We start from the raw sequence: 21,651 nt of genomic DNA, 5'->3' as shown, positions 1-21,651 counted from the left end.
TGTCCCCCGGCCTCCACCACCGTCTAGCGTCAGGGCATGCGGATTCGAATCGTCGACGCCTTCACCGACCGCCCCTTCGCCGGCAACCCGGCCGGGGTCCTCCTCCTCGACGCCTTCCCGGACGACGCCTGGCTCCAGGACGTGGCCCGCGAGGTCAATCACGCCGAGACGGCGTTCGCCCATCGCCTGCCCAGGGGCGAGGGCGGCGAGGCGGACTGGGCGCTGCGCTGGTTCACGCCCGCCACCGAGGTCGCGATGTGCGGTCACGCGACCCTGGCCACCGCGCACGTGCTGCACACCTCGGGTACCCACGAGGGCCCGGTACGGTTCGCCACCCGCAGCGGCGTCCTCATCGCGACGCCCCGCGAGGACGGCTCGATCACACTGGACTTCCCGACCGCCCCGCTCACCCCGGTCGAGATCCCCGAGGGCGTCGCCGAGGCCCTCGGCGCCGAGCCGCTCACGGCCTGCGACACCGGCCCGAACGTCGGCGACCTGCTGATCGAACTGGCCGACGAGAAGACGGTCCGGGGCCTCGCCCCCGACCTCAGGGCCCTCGCCCGCTACTCCGAGCGCGGCATCATCGCCACCGCCCGGGCCGAAGACCCCGCCCAGGGCCACGACTTCGTGTCCCGCTGCTTCTTCCCGAACGTCGGCATCGACGAGGACCCGGTCACCGGCAGCGCCCACACGGCCCTCGCGCCCTTCTGGTCGCAGCGCCTCGGCCGCCCCGACCTCACCGGCCTCCAGGCCTCGCCCCGCTCCGGCCACGTCCGTACGGAACTCCGCGACGACCGCACGCTGCTTACCGGCCGCGCGGTCACCGTCATCGACGGCGAGCTGCTCACGCCGTAGGCAGCCAGCCCACCTTCCCCGCCAGCAGCGCGTACCCCACGAACGCCCCGATGTCGAGCAGCGAGTGGGCCACCACCAGGGGGCCCACCCGTCCCCAGCGCCGGTACAGGTAGACGAAGGCCACGCCCATCACCATGTTGCCGATGAACCCGCCGATGCCCTGATAGAGGTGGTACGAGCCACGCAGCACGGAGCTGGCCACCAGCGCCGTGCCCGGCGTCCACCCCAACTGGCCCAGGCGCCGCAGCAGATAGCCGACGACGATGACCTCCTCCAGGACGGCGTTCTGCACCGCCGAAAGGATCAGTACGGGGTACTTCCACCACACGTCGGGCAACGCCTCGGGCACCACGGTGAGGTTGAAGCCCAGCCCTCGGGCCGCCAGGTAGAAGGCGATCCCCGTACTGCCGATCACCGCCGCGATCGCCGCGCCGCGCCCGAGGTCCGGCCACGGCCGCGTGCGGTCGAAGCCGAGCGTCCTCAGCCCCTCCCCCTCACGCAGCAGAAAATGCGCCACGAGCGCGACCGGCACCAGCGCGGACGCGATACCGAACAGCTGCCACGCCAGATCGAGCCAGGGACGACCGGGCGCGGCCGAGGCATTGAGGGTGGCCGCCTGGTCCTTGAGACCCCCGGGTTTGGTGACCGAGCCGACAAAGCTGATCAGCGCGGACACCCCGCTCGCACCGAGTGAGAGCCCCAGGACGAGCAGCGTCTCGTCCCGGAGAATCCGTCGTGTCAGCCGCTCCTTCGGAAAAGAATCGGCCATCGACCCCGCCTCCACCTGCACTCCCGCCTCCAGTTGAGTAATCCCGCCTCGTCCCCATCTTCGCCCCGCTAGGGTCTCGAAAGAACTTGCGAAGATCGTGCGCGACAGGCCGCTGGGGGACGGACGCCGTACGGGCGTACCTCCCCCTCGCGTTCTGCCATACGTCCGCCTCACGGCTCACGGCTCAACAGGGAGGGCCACCGTCATGGGACGTCACAGCTTGCCCGACGGCTACGGGGCGGGCGGCGTCGACCCCCGTACGCGGGCGCGTCGCCGCACCGTGGCCATCGCGACGGCTCTCGTACTCACCGTCGCGGCCGGCACCGCGGCGGCGGTCCGCGGCGGACTGCTGTCCTTCGGCTCCTCCTGCCAGGACCACGCCGTACGCCTCAAGATCGCCGCCTCCCCGGACGTGGCCCCCGCCCTCCGTGCGGCGGCCGACGAGGCCCGTAGGAAGAACATCACCTCCGACGGCCACTGCCTGGACATACACGTGACCGCACGCGATGCCTACCAGGTCACCGAATCGCTGCTGTCGGGCCGGAAGTCCGACATCCAGGCGTGGGTACCGGACGCGGACCTGTGGGTGCGGCGCGTCACCGCCGATGCCAGGGCGACCCAGGTCACCCAGGCCGGCAACATCGCCTCGTCCCCCGTCGGGATGGCCGTGGTTCCGACGGCGGCGAAGTCCCTGGGGTGGCCGGACAAGACGTACACCTGGACCGAACTGGCCGGCGCGACCCTGCGGGAGGACCGGCCGAAACTCGGCACGGCCGACCCCTCGCGCAGCGCGACCGGGCTGCTCGCCCTCACCCGGCTGACCGGCGCCACCGCCAAGGTGAAGGAAGGCGACACCCGGACGGCGGCCATGGCGAAGGCGCTCTCCCAGCGCACAGCCGACAGCGACAGCCAGGTCCTGGAGACGCTGCCGCGCGACTCCTCGGGCACCGAGCAGGGCGACCCGAAGCGCAACCAGGCGCTGATCCTCTCCGAGCAGGCGGCGTTCACGCACAACACCTCGGCCGACAGCGACCTGAAGCTCGACCTCTTCTACCCCAAGGACGGATCACCGCGGCTCGACTACCCGTTCACACTCGTCGACCAGCCGCGACTGTCCACCGACGAGAGCCGCGCCGCCCTCCGGTTCATGACGCTGCTGGAGCAGCCGAAGGGCACCAGGATCCTTCAGAAGCACGGCTTCCGCATCGACGACGAGGACGTCTCCGCCACGGTCGTGACGGCGGCGGGCGGCCGCTCCCCGCAGCCGTACGAGGAGCCCGCACCCGAACCGGCCTCCGAGAAGACGCTCCAGGAGTCGCTCGGCACGTGGACGATCACGGTGCAGAGCGCCCGGATCACCACCGTCGTGGACATCTCGGCCTCGATGTCCGAGGCCGTGCCGGGCAGCAGCCGGTCGCGAATGGACGTCACCAAGGCGTCGCTGCTCCAGACCCTCACCACGTTCACGCCGGATGACGAGATCGGGCTGTGGAACTTCTCCGCGAAGCTCGACGGGGACAAGGACTACCGCGTGCTCGTACCGACCGGGCGGCTCGGAGACCGCGGGGGCCGCGACACGCAGCGGGACAGACTGTCGGCGGCGTTCAGCGCGCTGGAGCCGGTGCGGGGCGGTGCCACCGGTCTGTACGACACGACGCTCGCCGCGTACAAGGCGGCCACCGCCTCATATGTGAAGGGGAAGTTCAACGCACTGGTCATCCTGACCGACGGCGTCAACGAGGACCCGGGAAGCATCTCCCGCTCCACCCTGCTCACCCAACTGCGGAAACTGGCCGACCCGCGACACCCGGTGCCGCTGATCATGATCGCCGTGGGACCGGAGGCCCACCGGCAGGAGGCCGAGCGGATCGCCGGGGCGACCGGCGGCTCGGGCCACCAGGTCGACAGCCCCGCCCAGATCCACTCGGTGATCCTCAAAGCGATCATGGAGGCCGGCAACCAGAGCTAGGTCCTGCCCGGCGGAGCAGGCCGTAGACGCGGGGGCTGACAGGTACCGCCGCTTTCCTCCGGCCCGATCCGCCGGACAGACCCTGTGGCCTGTCGACGCGCCCGGTCTCACCCCAGCGGCACCGGCTCCGGCAGCCCCACCGGCCAGGTGTGCACCGGCTCCCCGACGTGCATCAGCTCGCTGTACCGCCGCGTCGTCGCGGCCAGCGCGGCGTCCCGGTCCAGCCCCGCCTCCAGCGCCCGGTGGAAGGTGGCGGCCTGCCAGCTCGCACCGTTGACCCGGCGCCTGCACCGCTCCTCGATGATGCCGAGGTAGAAGTCCCGGTCCGCGGGTTCGACACCCCACGCGTCGAGGCCCGCCTCGGCGAGCGGCAGCAGTTCGTCGCGTACGAGGTGCACGGCATCGACCTGCGTGGTCCCGCCGTACCGCCCGCGCCGCGGCCACTCCAGGCGGGCGTCGATGCCGTCCCGGCACGCGGCGTCGAAGTTGGCGGCCGCCGACTCGAACGGCAGCCGCGTCCACACGGGCCGCGGTTCCTCGGCGAGCGCGCGTACGACACCGTAGTAGAAGGCCGCGTTGGCGATCACGTCACTGACGGTGGGCCCGGCCGGCAGCACACGGTTCTCGACGCGCAGATGCGGGACGCCGTCGGCGATGCCGTAGACGGGCCGGTTCCAGCGGTACACGGTGCCGTTGTGCAGGACGAGTTCGGCGAGCTTCGGTATGCCTCCGTCGTCGAGGACCCGCAGCGGATCCTCGTCGTCGCAGATCGGCAGCAGCGCCGGGAAGTAGCGCAGGTTCTCCTCGAACAGGTCGTACGCGGAGGAGATCCACCGTTCGCCGAACCACGTGCGCGGCCGCACGCCCTGGGCCTGCAGCTCCGGCGGCCTGGTGTCGGTGGACTGCTGGAACAGCGGGGGCCGCGACTCACGCCACAGCTCATGACCGAACAGGAACGGCGAGTTGGCGCCGATGGCGACCTGCGCGGCGGCCACCGCCTGCGCCGCGTTCCACACGTCGGCGAAGCGGCCCGGCGTGACCTGGAGATGCAACTGCACGGACGTACAGGCCGCTTCGGGCACGATCGACTTCGAGGTGCACACGAGCCGGTCGATGCCGTCGATGTCCAGCACGAAGTCCTCGCCGCGCGCGGCCACGATCTGCTCGTTGAGCAGGGTGTAGCGGTCGCCGCCGGAGAGATTCGAGGAGATCAGGTCGTCGCGGCCGAGCGTCGGCAGGATGCCGATCATCACGATTCCGGCGTCGACCTCGTTCGCCTTGCGGTGCGCGTAGGCGAGTGAGGTGCGCAGCTCCTCGGCGAGCCGGTCGAATACCCGGCCGCCCAATCGATGTGGGGCAATGTTGACTTCCAGATTGAACATGGCGAGTTCTGTTTGGAAATCGCGGCTCGCAATCCTTTCGAGTACTTGCTCATTCATCATTTTTGGCAGGCCGTCCGCACCTGCGAGATTCAGCTCGATCTCCAGACCCATGAGGTTCTTGGGGCGATCGAACCGCTTCTCCTCCAACAGTCGCGCCAGCCCCGCCAGGCACTGCCGGAGCTTGCCGCGGTAGCGCTGGCGATCGGACAGGTCGAACGACCCCGCCACGACCTTCTCCCCCATCGACGTGTCCCTCCTCGGATGGGCAGGCCGACGATCCGGCCGCTGGTGTCCCCGGGTCACGGGTGATGATGCCCAGGCAACGCGATCCATAACGCCCCGCGTCGACCCGGCGCCCGCTACGCTGAATGCAACTGCCATGCGGCACATTCGCCGGGCATGGAGCAGCACGCAGTTTCACGGCGCAATGATCTCGTGATAATCGCCGACGAGAATCGGCCGACCGCTTCGGCGACGTATTACGAGGTCACCGGTCGGGTACCCATGTAGTACCGGGACGAACCCCCCTTATCACCGACCGAATGCCCCCTTGCCCGTGATGCCCGAAACAGCTAGCCGAAACACCGCGTGAACACGTGTCGTATAAACTCTGCGAACGAGGCAGAGAGTTGGCACTCGCGGTTCTGGGCCCTGTCGACAAAGCGCCGTCATCCGTCCGGGTACGGAGCCCCCGCCCCTCTGACCCCGAGAGCTGACAGCGCCGTCCGCCCGCCCCACCCCTCGCTTCACCGTGCCTGTCGAATGAGAGAGGCGACCCACCATGCCGCTGCATGTCCCCCCGGCTCCCGCGCCCGCCCTGCGCACCGTTCTCACGGCACTCGGTTCCCCCACCGCGGTCCGCGAGGCTCGTACCCCGTCCCTGCGCAACGCCCAGGGACCCGTCACTCCCGAACTCCCGCTACCCGTACACGTCCTGGACCGGATCACCCCCGCGGGCGCCTCTGCCACCCGGCTCGCCGGATGGCGCTTCCTCATCCGCTGCGGCGATCGCGCGGTGGCCGCCGCCGAGACGATGCTGACCCCCGACGGCTGGGCTTTCTCCCACTTCTTCGAAGGCCCGTACATCACCGCCACGGAGCGCGCCCTGCGCCAGGCGGAGACCATGAAACAGCCCTACCAGGCCCGGCTGCTGTCCGTGCCCGAGCTATACATGCTCACCCTCTGGCTGCACGGCGACTCCACGGCCGACGGCGCGACGGGCCACCCGGCCGCCACCGACCTGCTCGTCCCGCTGGCTCCGGCGCCGCCCGGCATCGCGGCACACCGCCCGCACCGGGTCGCGGAACTGCTTCCGGTCCTGACCACCCGGGTGACTCCCGCACCCCTGCTCGGCTCACCCGCCTGACCGAGCGCACCCGCACGACTCCGCGTACCCCGTCGCCGAATTCCCGGTGGCGGGGTACGTCGCTCTTACGGGCGTCAATACGCTCGTAAGAGCCGGAAAAAGCCCACTCCCCGTCCGGACTAGCCCTATCCGGTCACTCCGAACCACCCAAAGTGACAGTGCAGTTGGGATGAACCGTCCGGCCGGGTGATGCGTCATCAACCTGTGAGAAGCGGTGCTGCGAAATCCCTGCGGATTGACGCCCGTAGGGCAACACTGGGTCTCAGACCGACTTGTCAAAATCCGACTTGTCAAAAACGGGGGGCGGCCATGAACAACGCTTCGAGCCGCAAGACAGACACAACAGCCATCTCAGACCTCACAACAGAGCGAAAGATCCCCTCCACCATGTGCCAGCACCAGCCACTCTGTCCGACAGCCGCATCCGCCGACCGGGAGTCCGCCCGTCTCATGGCGCACCACCCGGAGCAGGGATGGAGCCTGCTCTGCAACGGCGTTCTGCTCTTCGAGGACACCGGTGAGCTGCTGCCGGACGGCCGGATCATCGCCCCGCACCGCCCACTGGGCACCGACCAGGTGATGACGGCCGCCTGAGCCGCACACCCGCCCAGACACAAGAGGGGCCGGCCGGGAGACACCTCCCGAACCGGCCCCGACGCGTATCCACGGGCGGCTACTCCCCGTCACCACTCTCTGCGAGAGCGGTCAGAATCCAGGGCCGCCCGGTGCACCGCGAGCACGCGGACACCGGGCGATCGCGCGCATCAGTCGTCGTAAGCGTCCAGCGGCGGGCAGGAGCAGACCAGGTTGCGGTCGCCGAAGGCCTGGTCGATACGGCGCACCGGCGGCCAGTACTTGTCCGCGGCCGAGACACCCGCCGGGAAGACGGCCTCCTCACGGCTGTAGGCGTGCTCCCACTCTCCGCCGAGCGCGGCCGCGGTGTGCGGCGCGTTCCGCAGCGGGTTGTCCTCCGCCGGCCACTCGCCCGAGCCGACCTTCTCGACCTCCGCACGAATGGCGATCATGGCCTCGCAGAACCGGTCGAGCTCGCCCAGGTCCTCGGACTCGGTCGGCTCGATCATCAGCGTCCCCGCCACCGGGAACGACATCGTCGGCGCGTGGAAGCCGTAGTCGATCAGCCGCTTGGCGATGTCGTCGACACTCACGCCGGTCGCCTTGGTCAGCGGACGCAGATCGATGATGCACTCGTGCGCGACGAGCCCGCCAGGACCGGTGTAGAGCACCGGGTAGTGCGGCTCCAGCCGCTTGGCGATGTAGTTGGCGGACAGCACCGCCACCTGCGTGGCGCGCTTGAGGCCCTCGCCGCCCATCAGCCGGACGTACGACCAGGAGATGGGCAGGATGCCCGCGGAGCCCCAGGGCGCGGCCGAGATCGGGCCGACGCCCGTCGCGGGGCCGGCCTCGGGCTGGAGCGGGTGGTTCGGCAGATACGGCGCCAGGTGGGCGCGCACACCGACCGGCCCGACGCCCGGACCGCCCCCGCCGTGCGGGATGCAGAACGTCTTGTGCAGGTTGAGGTGCGAGACGTCACCGCCGAAGTGGCCCGGCTTGGCGAGCCCGACCAGCGCGTTGAGGTTGGCTCCGTCGACGTACACCTGGCCGCCCGCCTCGTGCACCTGGGCGCAGATGTCGGCGACGTGCTCCTCGAACACACCGTGCGTCGAGGGGTACGTGATCATCAGCACCGACAGCTCGTCGCGGTACTGCTCGATCTTGGCGCGCAGGTCCTCGACGTCGATCTCACCGTCGTCGGCCGTCTTCACCACGACGACCTTCATGCCGGCCATCACGGCGCTCGCCGCGTTCGTGCCGTGCGCGGAGGACGGGATCAGGCAGACCGTGCGCTGCTCGTCGCCATTGGCGCGGTGGTACCCACGTACGGCGAGCAGCCCGGCCAGCTCGCCCTGGGAGCCGGCGTTCGGCTGGAGCGACACCTTGTCGTAGCCGGTGACCTCGGCGAGCCGCTCCTCCAGTTCCCGGATGAGCGTGAGGTAGCCCTGCGCCTGCTCGGCGGGCGCGAAGGGGTGCAGCTGCCCGAACTCGGGCCAGGTGACCGGCTCCATCTCGGTGGTCGCGTTGAGCTTCATGGTGCAGGAGCCCAGCGGGATCATGCCGCGGTCGAGCGCGTAGTCGCGGTCGGAGAGCCTGCGCAGGTAGCGCAGCATCGCGGTCTCGGAACGGTACTGGTGGAAGACCGGGTGGGTCAGGTAGTCGTCGGTACGCAGGAGCGCGGCCGGCAGTGTGTCCTCGGCCGCCGCGTCCAACGCCTCGATGTCGCCCTCGACGCCGAACGCGGTCCAGACGGCGCCCAGTTGGGCCCGCGTGGTGGTCTCGTCACAGGAGATCGACACGAGGTCCGCGTCGACGAGGTGCAGGTTGACCCCGCCCTCACGCGCGGCGGCGACGATCTCGGCGGCCCGGCCCGGCACCCGCGCGGTCAGCGTGTCGAAGTACGCGCCGTGCACGACCTCGACGCCGCCGGCCTTCAGCCCTTCGGCGAGGATCGTGGCGTACCGGTGCGTACGCCGCGCGATCGTCCTCAGTCCGTCGGGCCCGTGGTACACGGCGTACATGCCGGCCATCACGGCGAGCAGCACCTGGGCCGTACAGATGTTGCTGGTCGCCTTCTCGCGGCGGATGTGCTGCTCCCGCGTCTGCAGGGCGAGCCGGTACGCCTTGTGCCCGTCGGCGTCCACGGACACGCCCACGAGCCGGCCGGGCAGGCTGCGCGCGAACTTCTCACGCACGGCCATGTAACCGGCGTGCGGCCCGCCGAAGCCCATCGGCACACCGAACCGCTGCGTCGTACCGACCGCGATGTCGGCACCCAGCTCACCCGGCGAGGTGAGCAGCGTGAGCGCGAGCAGATCGGCGGCGACGGTGACGACCGCGCCCAGCTCGTGCGCCTGCTCGACGAGCGGCTTGATGTCGCGTACGGCACCGGAGGCGCCCGGGTACTGGATCAGCACGCCGTTGATCTCGCGCTCGGCGATCCCGGCGGGGATGCCTTCGCTCAGGTCGGCGACGACGACCTCGACGCCGGTCGGCTCGGCACGGGTCTCGATGACGGCGATGGTCTGCGGCAGCGCGTCCGCGTCGACCAGGAACAGGCCCTTCTTGTTCTTGCCCATCCGCCGGGACAGCGCCATGGCCTCCGCGGCCGCGGTGCCCTCGTCGAGCAGCGAGGCGCCGGAGGTCGGCAGCCCGGTCAGCTCGGCGACGACGGTCTGGAAGTTCAGCAGCGCCTCCAGCCGGCCCTGCGAGATCTCCGGCTGGTACGGCGTGTACGCGGTGTACCAGGCCGGGTTCTCCATCACGTTCCGGAGGATCACCGGCGGTGTGAAGGTGCCGTAGTAGCCGAGGCCGATCATGGAACCGAGGACCTGGTTGCGGTCGGCGAGGGAGCGCAGTTCGGCAAGCACCTCGGCCTCGGTGCGCGCGCCCGGCAGCTCCAGCGCCTCGGCGTTCTTGATGACGTCCGGGACGGCGGTCGCGGTCAGCTCGTCGAGCGACCCGTAGCCGACCTGGGCGAGCATCTTGGCCCGGGCTTCGGAATCGGGGCCGATGTGGCGCTGCTCGAAGGGGATTCCCTGTTCGAGATCGGAGAGCGGAATGCGATGGGCGGTCATTGCGGAGGCCTCCTGGTCTGACGCGACCTTCGAGGGGCACCCCTGCGCGGGTACCCCGACGGCCTCCCCCTCTGTCATCTCAACCTGAGAGCTTCGCCGGTCCGCCCGAGGGCGCTCCGGCTTTCACCGTCGGTGAGAGCGGAAGCCATAGACATCCGCCCTGCTTTCCAGAGTGACCTCGTCCGTGCGGTACGTGTGCCTGAGAGATTCCGGGGAGGATTTGCTCCTTCGGCGCCTCCGACGACTTCCGGAGGACTCTCCCGCACGGGGTCAGCAGCCATTTGCCAGCCTACCAGCGAGGACATTGCACGAGCTTTCGAGTGGCCGCCTTGCTGAATGTGCTCTTTCGTAGTGCTTACGGATGAGTTGCGACCAAGAGGAGGGCCCGTGCAGACCGACATCGATCCGCGCAACCTGATCGGCCGCAAGGCGTTCGACTGCCATGGCGCGAAGATCGGCACGATCGACGAGATCTACCTCGACGACGCGACCGGAGTGGCGGAGTGGGCGGCCATACGCACGGGCCTGTTCAGCAGGGACGCCTTCGTGCCCTTGGAGCCCAGCGAGCTGGTCGAGGGCACCCTCCGGATCCCCTTCGACCGCGCCCTGATCAAGGACGCCCCCGACTTCGGCGTGGGGCGACACCTTTCCCCGGAACAGGAATTGCAGCTCTACCACCACTACGGCCTCGACGTGGCCCCCCTCCCCCCGCTGCCGGACCACGACTTCGGCCGCCTGGCGGGAACGGACGAAGCCTGACCCCCCGGCCCCGCGCCCTCGGAGTCGACCCCGTCGGCCACGCCGGCCCCGCCTACCCCAGAACCTGCCGGCACCGCCACGGAACCGGCCGCCCGGGCCGCAGGGCCGCCCGTCCCACTCGAAGCACCGTCCCTCACCGCCGAAGACTCCTCCGTCCCACCCTCAGACCCCTCCCTCCCGGCCGAACACTCGCCCGCCCCACCCGAAGAGCCGGCCACACCGACCTCGGGCCCGGTTTCCTCCGCCCCGGAGGCCCCGGCCCCGGCGGCCTCCGGTCTTCGCGCCACCAACGGCAGCGGATCCACCGGTTCCAGATTCGGATCGTCGGTCCGGAACGTGCGTACCCGTCCAGGCTCCGAGTCGGGCGTCTCGAACCGCACCGTCACCCGGCCGAGGCCGCTGCCCTGCACCCACCCGTGCCCGTACTCGGCATGCCGTACGTCGTGCCCGGCACGCCAGTGCCGCTCGGCCACAGCCGGTTCCTCCCCTGCCGGCTCGTCCGACACCACGGCCCCCACCGTCTCCGGCTGCTCCTGCGCCACCGACTCGGCCGCCCCCACATGCGCCTGCGCGAACAGATCCTCCTGTGTGTAGTCGGCGAGCCCGCTGACACCCACCCCGAGCAGCCGTACGCCGCCCGTGGTGTCCACGGAGTCCAGCAGCCGGGCCGCCGCCTCCCGTACCACCGCGGGGTCGTCCGTGGGCCCCCTGAGCGTCTCGGAGCGGGTCAGCGTGGAGAAGTCGTACCGCCGCACTTTGAGGACGATGGTCCGCCCGGACAGCCCCGCACCGCGCAGCCGCTGCACACACCGATCCGCGAGCCGCTGCACCTCCATCCCGACCCGGGTCCTGTCATGGATGTCCACGTCGTAGGTGTCCTCGACCGACACCGACTTGGCCTCCCGCTCGGCCACCACCGGCCGCTCGTCGCGCGCCAGCGCCATGGCGTACAGCGCATGCCCGTGAGCCTTGCCCAGCAGCCGTACGAGCTCGTCCTCGCCCGCCTCGGCGAGCTCCTCGACCGTGGTGATCCCGGCCCGGCGCAGATGGTCCCCCGTGGCGGGCCCCACGCCGGGCAGCGTCCGCACGGACATCGGCCCGAGCATGGCCCGCTCCGTGCCCGGCTCTATCAGCACCAGCCCATCGGGCTTCGCCTCCTCGGAGGCGATCTTCGCGAGCATCTTGGAGGCGGCGAGCCCCACCGACCCCGTCAGCCCGGTGACGGTCCTGATGTCCGCGCGCAGCTTCACCCCGACCAGCCGCGCCGACTCCGCGTCCCAGGCCACTCCTCCGGCCTCCAGATCCACGAACGCCTCGTCCAGGCTCAGCGGCTCCACCAGCGGCGACAGGCCCCGCAGCAGCCCCATCACCTGCTCACTGACCTCCCGGTACAGACCGAAGCGCGGCACGAGATACGCGGCGTTCGGCGCCAGCCGTCGCGCCTGGGCCATGGGCATCGCCGAGTGCACCCCGAAAACCCGTGCCTCGTACGAGGCCGTGGCCACCACCCCGCGTGGTCCGAGCCCACCCACGACGACGGCCTTCCCGCGCAGGCTCGGCTTGGCTGCCTGCTCCGCCGAGGCGTAGAAGGCATCCATGTCGAGATGCAGGATCGTGGGCGCGTTTCTCACATCTCCGATGCTGCCCTACGCCACTGACAATGCCCCGGCTCCCCGGGGCATCACCTGTCGATCGCGACGCTTTCGCGGCGTCTTGCCCGCCGCTCCGTCCCAGCGCGTCGCGCCGTGCGCCCCGTACCTCAGACCGCCGTGCGCCCCGTACCTCAGACCGCCGTGCGCCCCGTACCTCAGACCGCCCGGTCGCTCCGTGCTTCAGACCGCCCGGTTGGCTTCAGACCGCCCGGTTGCGCCGTCGCGCCAGTTCGTCGGTGGGGTTGTGGCCTACCAGGGTCTCCCCCGTGTCGACCCGCTCCCCGTGCAGTTGCGAAAGCGCGCTCTCCACGTCCCGCCAGACCACGCCCACGGCGATGCCGAAGATGCCCTGGCCGCCCTGGAGCAGGGCATGGACCTCGTCGGGGGACGTGCACTCGTAGACCGTCGCTCCGTCGCTCATCAACGTCATCCGTTCCAGGTCCCGGAAGCCGCGCTCCCTGAGGTGCTGGACGGTGGTGCGGATGTTCTGCAGCGACACTCCGGTGTCGAGGAACCGCTTGACGATCTTCAGGACGACCACGTCCCGGAAGCTGTAGAGGCGCTGCGTCCCCGACCCGTAGGCGGGCCGCACGCTCGGCTCGACGAGGCCGGTCCTGGCCCAGTAGTCAAGCTGCCGGTAGGTGATGCCCGCGGCAGCGCATGCCGTGGGACCGCGATAGCCGACTTCCTCGGAAGCCGCCTCTTCGTCGCCCGCTACTGCCGTCGGCCGCTGATGAGCGGGGCCGGCCGCGCTGCCGTGAAGCGGGTACGGGCCGCTCTCCCCCAGACTGCGTCCGGGGGCACCCCCAGCCGTACCGTCGCCGCTGCTTCTCACGCCGACCTCCGTCCTTGACCTGCCTCCTCGACGGTAGGCAGTCACCAGGGGTGCGTCAACGATCGCCACACTCGGCACGCCGAGTGATAATCACCCTAGGAGTGGTTTCCCGTGCCCTCCCGCGGGGAAAGGCTAGCCGAATGCTTTCGGGGCGAGCCGCGTGACGCCCCCTGGCCACCGGCATGTGCCGCGCCCCGCCGACCGTGGGCGAAGAGGCGGGGCGCCGCCGCCGCAATCACCACGGCAGCGGGCCCTCCCGGTCATCAGCCCCGCACGGGCGGGCGTCACTGGCTGTTCGTACCGAAGTCCTCGGGCGAGATCTGGTCGAGGAACTCGCGGAACTTCTCGACCTCGTCCTCCTGCTCGTCGGGGATCGCGATACCTGCGTCGTCGAGGACCCCGTCGCTGCCATAGATCGGCGTTCCGGTACGCAGTGCCAGCGCTATGGCGTCGGACGGCCGCGCGCTCACCTCGACGCCGCTGGCGAACACCAGCTCCGCGTAGAAGACGCCTTCACGCAGATCCGTGATGCGCACTTCCGTGAGCTCCTGGCCGACGGCCTCCAGCACGTCCTTGAACAGGTCGTGGGTCAGCGGTCGTGCGGGGGCCATGCCCTGCTGGGCGAAGGCGATCGCCGTCGCCTCCCCGGGCCCGATCCAGATAGGGAGGTAACGGTCGCCTCCCACTTCACGCAGGAGCACGATCGGTTGGTTGGAGGGCATTTCCACCCGGACACCTACGACATCGAGCTCGTTCACACAGTAACCCTAGGCCGTGCCCGGGACGTTTGGGTAGTCGAGCACAGAACGGGTGGACGATCCGCCACCGGCGAACACGCCCCGACTCAGGGCAGGCGTACGCCCAGCGCGGTCTGCACCAGCGCGGCGTGCAGCTTCACCGCGAGCCCCGCCAGTTCCTTCGTACGAGCCTCCGCGTGGGCCCTGGTCTGCGGATTGCGGTGCCGCCTCAGCGGAGCCACCACCTGGTCCACCAGCCCCGCCTCACGGTCCGCGGCGGCCTTCATCACACGCAGATGCCTCGGCTCGATCCCGAAGCGCCCCAGCTCGACCACGAGGGTGGCGACAGTGACCGTCTCCGCGTCGTACGCCCCGTCCGGCAGCGGTGCGATGAGCCCGTACGACTCCCACTCCTCGAGCTCCTGCTCCCCGATCTCGGCGGCGGCCAGCAGCTCGGCGCGCCCCACCCGGGCCGCCGTGGGCGCCTCGGGCTCCCCGAAGAGGTCGACCAGGCTTTCTCCCTCGCCCGGGTCGCGTTGGCGCCCCATGGAGGGCAGCCGCACTTCCTCACCGCGCTCCAGGGCGTCCAGATGCTCTCGGATGACCTTCAGGGGCAGATAGTGGTCCCGCTGCATCCGGAGCACGTGACCGAGACGCTCGATGTCGCCGGCGCTGAACTTGCGATACCCCGAGGGGGTCCGCTGCGGCTCGATGAGGCCCTCCGACTCCAGAAATCTGATCTTGGAGATCGTGATGTCGGGGAACTCGTCACGCAGAGCGTTGAGCACCGTGCCGATGCTCATCAGCTCGCCGTCCGTGGCGGCGGTGCCACTGCCGGCACCGCCGCTCGGTGTGTGAAGCATGGGCCCTTCCCTGTCGGGTCAGATGCCCCGCTGGCTCGCGTAGAAGACCAGCCGGTACTTGCCGATCTGCACCTCGTCACCGTTGGAGAGAGCGACCTGGTCGATGCGCTCCCGGTTGACATAGGTGCCGTTCAGGCTGCCGACGTCGGCCACCGTGAACGTGCCGTCCGCACCGCGACGGAACTCGACATGGCGGCGTGACACGGTCACGTCGTCCAAGAAGATGTCGCTCTGCGGGTGGCGCCCCGCCGTGGTCAGCTCACCGTCCAGCAGGAAGCGGCTGCCCGAGTTGGGGCCGCGGCGCACCACCAGGAGCGCCGAGCCGAGCGGCAACGCGTCGACGGCCGCCTGCGCCTCGGGGGACAGCGTGGGCATCGCCGTCTGGCCGGTGACCTCGGCATCGTAGGCCTCGAGACCCGAGATGGAGATCGTGGAGGTCGTCTCGGACGGCCGCTCCGGAGCCGCCCCGCCCCGCAGCGGAGCACCGCAGTTGGAGCAGAAACGGCTGTTTTCCGCGTTGCGGTTACCGCACCTCGTACACACCAGGGCCGACATCGACGGATCCTCCTGCCGCGGCTGCCCCGCCGGGGCATTGGACGCATACGGGTCGGAGCCGAACCCTCCACCCGCACCTGAGGTTGACGGATCCCCGAAACCTATGCGGCCGGACTGGGCAGGGTCAACAGACGACGCGCCCTGACCACCGGAAATGTCGCCACCGGGTCCACCGACCTGATCGCGGAACAGCGGGCGCTCGCCGCCCTGTGCCTCCGCATCCCCGGAGCGCGGCGCGCGATGGCGGGCAGTGGCGTTGTCGCTGCCCTCTCGAGAGCTCTTGCCGAACAACTTCGCAAACAACTTCACGGGCGATTCCCCTTGACCGAAACAGACCCGCCCGTGGGGCAGGACGAACCCTGATTGAACACACCGGTCGACCCGGACATCCTCACAACGTCCGTATCCACCAGACAGTTTCCACCACGCACCACCCATTCGGTGCGCCGACCCCCCGCAACCTCATGCCCTCGCCGGGCGACCCCCATGCACCTCGCGTTCACTCGGAGGACGACCGAGCGTAGTCAGGCCGCTTCGCCGCTCGCAAGGCGTCCACAATGATCTTCGTCGAACGCTCCACCGCGACGGTGGCCTGCTCCTTCTCAAGAGTCTGCACCACGCCACCCGGGATGTTGAGCGCCGGCTCGAGGTCCTGCGACTTGCCGATGACCTTGAAACGATACGGCTGGCTGATCTTGTTCCCGTCGACACTCACACTCTTGCCGGAGTCCGTCAGATAGGTGTTGGCGACGACCCTCACACCGTTCACCTGGATCGCCTCCGCGCCGGCCGCGCGCAACTCCTGGACCGCGTCGAGCAGCATGTCCGCCCGGACCGTCCCCTTCGGGTCGTCGATGGTCATCGTGATGCCAGGTCCCTGTGCCGCGACCGTGCCCGCCAGAATGCCGAGTTGCTTCTCCTTCTCGACCGTCTGCTTACGGGCCTCCTCGGCCTGGTTCGAGCTGTTCTCCAGCTCGGACCGCTGGTCCTCGAGACCTTGCTTCTCGTCCGCAAGACGCTGTGTGCGGTTGTCGAGTTCATCGAGGATGCGTACGAGATCCTCCTGGCGCGCCCCGCGCAAGGCGTTGCCGCTGTCACTGTTGGACGCCACCTGCACGGCCAGACCGAAGCCGAGGCCGAACAGCAGCAGCGCGACAATGAGTTGCGCACGGCTGACGCGCGGCGGCCACAGTCCCTGCACCAGGCGCTGACGGCCGGTCAACCCAGGCCCGGAGCCCTTGGTGGCGTCCTCGTTCGCGGTCTCCGCGGCCGTCTCGGGCACCTCTTCCGGCAGCTCTCTGCGCAGCCGGTGCTCGGCGGCCTCCGGCGTGTCCGGTCCCTTGGGCGTCTCGTCCTCATGGCTCATCTGTCTCACGCCCTGAAGACGTGCCGACGGATCGCCGCGGCGTTGGAGAAGATGCGGATGCCGAGGACGACCACGACACCGGTGGACAGCTGGGCGCCGACACCCAGCTTGTCGCCCAGGAAGACGATCAGCGCGGCGACGACGACGTTCGACAGGAACGACACCACGAAGACCTTGTCGTCGAAGATGCCGTCGAGCATGGCACGCAGACCGCCGAACACGGCATCGAGTGCGGCCACGACGGCAATGGGAAGGTAAGGCTCCACGACCGCCGGAACCTCGGGCCGGACCAACAATCCAGCCACGACTCCCACGACGAGGCCCAGTACGGCGATCACGATGTGCCCTTCTCTGTGCTCGGCTGTGCTGTACGTACGATCACACTCGGTGCGGCGGGCAGCCGGACGTCACCCTGGACGGAGATGCCGGTCCGGATGCCGTAGTTCTCCTGCAACGCGTGCAGATACAGCCCGTCGGGGCTGTTCTGGAACCCGGTGCTGAGGTGCTTGCCGTCCCCCACCGCGAGCACCGTGTACGGCGGTACGAGCGGCTTGTTGTCGACCAGTATCGCGTCACCCGCGGCCCGGATGGCCGACAGGGCCGTCAACCGCTGCCCGTTGATCGCAACGGCTTCGGCGCCGGACTCCCACAGTCCGTTCACCACACGCTGCATGTCGCGGTCCCGGACGCGTCCGGTGTCGGAGAACCCGGAGGTCTCTCGCGGATCACCGTTGCCGCCGGTGCTGGCTTCCTTGGCGTCGTCCACGACGAGCTTCACCCCGGGGCCGTGGACTGCGACGGCACCCGACAGGATGCCCACTACGTCGGCCTGGTCGCCGCCGCCGTACTTCTTCAGTGCCTCGCGCTGCCGCGCGCTCACGTCGTCCCGCAAAGTGTCGACGCTGCTCTCGAGCTTGTCCGCGACCGTGGTCTCACGCCCGATGCGGTCGACGAGCTCCTGACGCTCCTTGGCGATCGTCGGGGCCGCTATCCGCGCCTGCGCCGCACCCACGGTCACCACCAGCGCCGCCAGGACCAGTCCGGCCGCGAGACCTAGCTTGGCCCGCACGGTCTTCGGCATGCCGCCGGTGCCCTCGGCCTTCTTCCGGGCGGCGGCCTCGGCATATCCGTCGTCGAGGCTGTGATCCATGACGTTGGTGAGCAGCGACATGGAGGCGTCCGGGCGCGGGGGGCGCGTAGGGGTGCTCCGAACGGGGGGCGGCTGCGGCATGCCGCACATCGTCGCACGTCGCGAGTACTACCTCCGAATGGCCCCACCGGCGTGCCGGACAGGCCCCCTTGGGGACACTTGTCCGGCACGCGCGTGTGCTCAGCGGCCGGCGCTGTCCACGACCGCCGCCCATTCGTCGAGCAGGGCCTCCGCGGAGGCGTCGTCGGGCCCCTCGGCCCACAGATGTGTGACCGCCTCGGCGGGATCGGGCAGCACCATCACCCAACGCCCGTCGGACTCGACGACCCGCACGCCGTCCGTCGTGTCGACAAAGCGATCGCCGGCCGCCTCGACGACCCGCCGCATCACCAGCCCCTTGACGGCCCAAGGAGTCGCCAGGTCACGCTTCAGCACGTGGGCCCGCGGGATCCGCGCATCGATCTGGCTGAGCGTGAGCTGTGTCCGCGCCACCAGACCGATCAGCCGCACGAAGGCCGCCGTACCGTCGAAGACACTGCTGAACTCGGGGATGATGAACCCGCCGCGCCCGTCACCACCGAAGATGGTCGATTCGTCGCCTCCCACCCGCGTCAGATCATCGGGCGACGTGGTCGTCCACTCGACCTGCGTCCCGTGATAAGCCGCCACCTGCTCAGCGATCCTGGTCGTCGTCACCGGCAGCGCCACGCGGCCGCTGCGTCGCTCCGCGGCCACCAGGTCGAGCATGACGAGCAGTGCCCGGTCGTCCTCGACGATCCGCCCCTTCTCGTCGACGAGCGACAGTCGCTCACCGACGGGGTCGAAGCGCACGCCGAACGCGGCCCTCGCGGATGCGACGATCTCACCGAGCCGCACCAGCCCGGAGCGCCGCGCATCGGCCGTCTCCGTGGGCCGGGACTCGTCGAGGCCGGGGTTGATGGTGAGCGCGTCGACACCCAGCTTGCCGAGCAGACTGGGCAGCACAAGCCCCGCACTGCCGTTCGACGCGTCCACGACGACCTTGAGCCCCGACTCGGAGATACCGGTCGTGTCGACGTTCCGCAGCAGCGACCCGGTGTACGAGTCGAAGACGCTCGCCGGGAAGTGCAGGTCCCCGATCTCTCCCGGGAAGGCTCGCCGGTACTCCTGCCGCGCGAACACTCGGTCCAGCTTCCGCTGACTGCCCTGCGAGAGGTCGGCACCCTGCCCGTCGAAGAACATGATGTCCACGGAGTCCGGCACCCCGGGCGTCGTACGGATCATGATCCCGCCGGCGCTGCCTCTCGCGGTCTGCTGTCGCGCGACGGGCAGCGGTACGTTCTCCAGGTCGCGTACGTCGATGGCGCTGGTCTGCAGCGCCGAGATGACCGCCCGCTTCAGCGCACGCGCGCCTCGGGAGTGGTCACGGGCCGTGGTGACGGTCGAGCCCTTCTTGAGCGTGGTCGCATACGCTCCCGCGAGCCGCACGACGAGTTCCGGCGTGATCTCCACGTTCAGGATCCCGGTCACGCCACGGGCGCCGAACAGATGCGCCTGCCCCCGCGACTCCCAGATCACCGAGGTGTTGACGAACGCGCCGGCCTCGATGGTCTTGAACGGGTAGACCCGCACATTCCCCTGGATGATCGATTCTTCACCGACGAGACACTCGTCGCCGATGACGGCGCCGTCCTCGATCCGGGCGGCCCGCATGATGTCGGTGTTCTTGCCGATGACGCAACCACGCAGATTGCTGTGCTGCCCGATGTACACGTTGTCGTGGACCACGGCCCTGTGCAGAAAGGCCCCGCTCTTCACGACGACATTCGACCCGACGACGGTGTGCTCGCGGATTTCGACGTCAGCCTCGACCTTGGCGTAGTCACCGATGTAGAGCGGCCCGCGCAGCACGGCGTCGGGGTGCACTTCGGCACCCTCCGCGACCCATACGCCCGGGGAGATCTCGAAGCCGTCGATCTCGACGTCGACCTTGCCCTCCAGGACGTCGGCTTGGGCCTTCACATAGCTCTCGTGGGTGCCCACGTCCTCCCAGTAGCCCTCGGCGACATAGCCGTAGACCGGCTTGCCGTCCTTCATCAGCTGCGGGAAGACATCGCCGGACCAGTCGACGGAGACGTCGGCCTCGACGTAGTTGAAGACTTCGGGCTCCATGACATAGATGCCCGTGTTCACGGTGTCCGAGAAGACCTGTCCCCAGGTGGGCTTCTCGAGGAAGCGCTCGACCTTGCCTTCTTCGTCGACGATGGTGATGCCGAATTCCAGAGGATTGGGCACGCGCGTCAGACAGACGGTGACCAGCGCACCCTTTTCCTTGTGGAAATTGATCAGCTCGGTGAGATCGAAGTCGGTCAGGGCATCACCGGAGATGACGAGGAAAGTGTCGTCCTTCAGCGCTTCCTCGGCGTTCTTGACGCTCCCGGCGGTACCGAGTGGCTTCTCCTCATTGGCATAAGTGAGCTCCATGCCGAGCTCTTCGCCGTCACCGAAGTAGTTCTTGACGAGAGACGCCAAGAACTGCACAGTTACGACGGTCTCGTTGAGCCCATGCCTTTTGAGTAGCCGCAGGACATGCTCCATGATCGGCCGGTTTACCACCGGCAGGAGCGGCTTGGGCATACTCGAGGTCATCGGGCGAAGGCGTGTGCCTTCGCCTCCGGCCATCACGACGGCCTTCATGTCGGAAGCGTCCTCCTCTGAGAGACGACGGTCTAGCCGACTTCACCCATCTAGATTGTCCCGCAGTTTTCCCGCGCGGGCCATCGCGCCACTACGGCCGCCCAATCAGGCGGGATCAATCGGCTACGGCGTCCGCCCTGACAAGTCGGCGGACCTGAACCATGTAGAGGACTCCTGCCCACCAATACAGCGTTGTACCCCATCCGGCGAACGCCCATCCGAAAATAGCAGCGAGTGACCCGATCCATCCACTTGAGTCACTCAGAAGCAGCAAGGGGAAGGCGTACATCAGGTTGAAGGTGGCGGCCTTCCCGAGGAAGTTCACCTGGGGTGGCGGATAGCCGTGGCGCCTGAGGATACCCACCATCACCAGCAGAACCAGCTCTCGCGCCAGCAGTGCGGCGGTCAACCAGATTGGCAGAATCTCGCGCCAGGTGAGACCCACCAAAGTCGAGAGAATGTAGAGCCGGTCAGCCGCGGGGTCGAGGAGCCGGCCGAGGCTGCTGATCTGGTTCCAGCGCCGGGCGAGCTTGCCGTCCAGGTAGTCACTGATGCCGCTCAGCGCCAGGACCAGAAGCGCCCAGCCATCGCTCTTCGGGCCGCCGAACTCGGGCCGGAGGATCAGCCACAGGAAGACGGGTACGCCGACGAGCCGCGCCATGCTGAGGATGTTCGGGATGGTGAGGACCCGGTCTGTCTGGACGCGGGTCTCCTGGACCTCCACCCGGGGGCCTCCTGTGGGAAACGAGCCAACGATGCCCCCTGACCCTACCCGCAGCCGTCAGACCCGGGTGCAGAGGGGTGGCGACGCCCCGGAAAACAAAAAAGCTCCGGCTCTTGGGCATATTGCCCAAGAGCCGGAGCTCTAAAAGAAGTTCGGCGGCGTCCTACTCTCCCACAGGGTCCCCCCTGCAGTACCATCGGCGCTGTAAGGCTTAGCTTCCGGGTTCGGAATGTAACCGGGCGTTTCCCTCACGCTATGACCACCGAAACACTATGAAACTGTCAACCGCACCATCCCGTGACCATGGAATGGGGTTGTTCGTGGTTTCAGAACCAACACAGTG

17 protein-coding genes, 1 rRNA gene, 1 pseudogene and 1 riboswitch are annotated in these 21,651 nt (G+C 69.0%); of the genes and pseudogenes, 5 read left to right on the top strand and 14 right to left on the bottom strand.

All coding sequences use genetic code 11. The features are described from left to right. Window positions 1–36: 36 nt before the first annotated feature. Window positions 37–855: a PhzF family phenazine biosynthesis protein gene (locus SAVERM_RS35935; protein WP_010988388.1), complete on the top strand. Its 819-nt coding sequence runs from the start codon at window positions 37–39 to the stop codon at window positions 853–855. Here the strand turns inward: SAVERM_RS35935 and SAVERM_RS35930 are convergent. Beyond that, on the bottom strand, window positions 845–1,624 hold the full coding sequence (locus SAVERM_RS35930; protein WP_107083159.1) for a CPBP family intramembrane glutamic endopeptidase: 780 nt from the start codon (window positions 1,622–1,624) through the stop codon (window positions 845–847). The two genes, SAVERM_RS35935 and SAVERM_RS35930, sit on opposite strands and share 11 nt — an antisense overlap. 205 nt (window positions 1,625–1,829) lie before the next feature. Here SAVERM_RS35930 and SAVERM_RS35925 point away from each other — a divergent pair, with 205 nt between their 5' ends. Further along, window positions 1,830–3,593, top strand: coding sequence for a VWA domain-containing protein (locus tag SAVERM_RS35925; protein ID WP_037646997.1), 1,764 nt, complete (start codon window positions 1,830–1,832; stop codon window positions 3,591–3,593). Window positions 3,594–3,700: 107 nt separating this feature from the next. On the opposite strand, the gene SAVERM_RS35920 is transcribed toward SAVERM_RS35925, so the two are convergent. Next, window positions 3,701–5,218 carry a glutamate-cysteine ligase family protein gene (locus SAVERM_RS35920; protein ID WP_037646995.1) on the bottom strand — a complete coding sequence of 506 codons (1,518 nt, stop codon included), beginning with the start codon at window positions 5,216–5,218 and terminating at the stop codon, window positions 3,701–3,703. 538 nt (window positions 5,219–5,756) lie between these two features. Between SAVERM_RS35920 and SAVERM_RS35915 the strand changes: the two genes are divergently transcribed. Next, on the top strand, window positions 5,757–6,341 hold the full coding sequence (locus SAVERM_RS35915; protein WP_010988384.1) for a hypothetical protein: 585 nt from the start codon (window positions 5,757–5,759) through the stop codon (window positions 6,339–6,341). A gap of 387 nt (window positions 6,342–6,728) precedes the next feature. Then, window positions 6,729–6,935, top strand: coding sequence for a DUF5999 family protein (locus SAVERM_RS35910; RefSeq protein ID WP_010988383.1), 207 nt, complete (start codon window positions 6,729–6,731; stop codon window positions 6,933–6,935). A 170-nt stretch (window positions 6,936–7,105) separates the two neighbouring features. Here the strand turns inward: SAVERM_RS35910 and gcvP are convergent, their stop codons facing one another. Beyond that, the gene (gene gcvP / locus SAVERM_RS35905) at window positions 7,106–9,991 is read right to left on the bottom strand and encodes an aminomethyl-transferring glycine dehydrogenase (protein WP_037646993.1); all 2,886 of its coding nucleotides are present in this window, start codon (window positions 9,989–9,991) and stop codon (window positions 7,106–7,108) included. Between the two features lie 177 nt (window positions 9,992–10,168). Then, window positions 10,169–10,264, bottom strand: a riboswitch (glycine riboswitch). A 114-nt stretch (window positions 10,265–10,378) separates the two neighbouring features. Between gcvP and SAVERM_RS35900 the strand changes: the two genes are divergently transcribed. Then, window positions 10,379–10,750, top strand: coding sequence for a PRC-barrel domain-containing protein (locus SAVERM_RS35900; RefSeq protein ID WP_037646991.1), 372 nt, complete (start codon window positions 10,379–10,381; stop codon window positions 10,748–10,750). Between the two features lie 277 nt (window positions 10,751–11,027). Here the strand turns inward: SAVERM_RS35900 and SAVERM_RS35895 are convergent. The 11 genes and pseudogenes from SAVERM_RS35895 to rrf form a co-directional block, all read right to left on the bottom strand. Further along, window positions 11,028–12,381 (bottom strand): annotated as a pseudogene (locus tag SAVERM_RS35895) (DNA polymerase IV); the annotation flags it as partial. Between the two features lie 220 nt (window positions 12,382–12,601). Continuing rightward, window positions 12,602–13,237 (bottom strand): MerR family transcriptional regulator, encoded by a 636-nt coding sequence (locus SAVERM_RS35890; RefSeq protein ID WP_010988379.1) that lies wholly within the window; start codon window positions 13,235–13,237, stop codon window positions 12,602–12,604. 284 nt (window positions 13,238–13,521) lie between these two features. Further along, on the bottom strand, window positions 13,522–13,995 hold the full coding sequence (locus SAVERM_RS35885; protein WP_006123076.1) for a bifunctional nuclease family protein: 474 nt from the start codon (window positions 13,993–13,995) through the stop codon (window positions 13,522–13,524). Window positions 13,996–14,081: 86 nt separating this feature from the next. After that, on the bottom strand, window positions 14,082–14,837 hold the full coding sequence (ftsR, locus tag SAVERM_RS35880) for a transcriptional regulator FtsR (RefSeq protein ID WP_010988378.1): 756 nt from the start codon (window positions 14,835–14,837) through the stop codon (window positions 14,082–14,084). 18 nt (window positions 14,838–14,855) lie between these two features. Beyond that, the gene (locus SAVERM_RS40685; RefSeq protein WP_010988377.1) at window positions 14,856–15,830 is read right to left on the bottom strand and encodes an FHA domain-containing protein; all 975 of its coding nucleotides are present in this window, start codon (window positions 15,828–15,830) and stop codon (window positions 14,856–14,858) included. A 61-nt stretch (window positions 15,831–15,891) separates the two neighbouring features. Beyond that, window positions 15,892–16,758: a DUF881 domain-containing protein gene (locus SAVERM_RS35870; protein WP_037646987.1), complete on the bottom strand. Its 867-nt coding sequence runs from the start codon at window positions 16,756–16,758 to the stop codon at window positions 15,892–15,894. A 5-nt stretch (window positions 16,759–16,763) separates the two neighbouring features. After that, window positions 16,764–17,096 (bottom strand): small basic family protein, encoded by a 333-nt coding sequence (locus SAVERM_RS35865; protein ID WP_003988855.1) that lies wholly within the window; start codon window positions 17,094–17,096, stop codon window positions 16,764–16,766. Beyond that, complete coding sequence (locus tag SAVERM_RS35860) at window positions 17,093–17,929, bottom strand: DUF881 domain-containing protein (protein WP_037646985.1); 837 nt, start codon at window positions 17,927–17,929, stop codon at window positions 17,093–17,095. Before SAVERM_RS35860 ends, SAVERM_RS35865 begins: the two co-directional genes overlap by 4 nt. Before the next feature lie 159 nt (window positions 17,930–18,088). Then, complete coding sequence (locus SAVERM_RS35855; protein WP_010988374.1) at window positions 18,089–20,584, bottom strand: mannose-1-phosphate guanyltransferase; 2,496 nt, start codon at window positions 20,582–20,584, stop codon at window positions 18,089–18,091. Window positions 20,585–20,699: 115 nt separating this feature from the next. After that, on the bottom strand, window positions 20,700–21,308 hold the full coding sequence (gene clsA / locus SAVERM_RS35850) for a cardiolipin synthase ClsA (protein ID WP_010988373.1): 609 nt from the start codon (window positions 21,306–21,308) through the stop codon (window positions 20,700–20,702). Between the two features lie 150 nt (window positions 21,309–21,458). Beyond that, window positions 21,459–21,575, bottom strand: a 5S ribosomal RNA gene (rrf, locus tag SAVERM_RS35845). Window positions 21,576–21,651: the final 76 nt, after the last annotated feature.

This window comes from Streptomyces avermitilis MA-4680 = NBRC 14893, from assembly GCF_000009765.2.
In the GTDB taxonomy this organism is placed as follows: Bacteria; Actinomycetota; Actinomycetes; order Streptomycetales; family Streptomycetaceae; genus Streptomyces; species Streptomyces avermitilis.
This window is presented reverse-complemented; position numbering and strand designations above follow the sequence as displayed.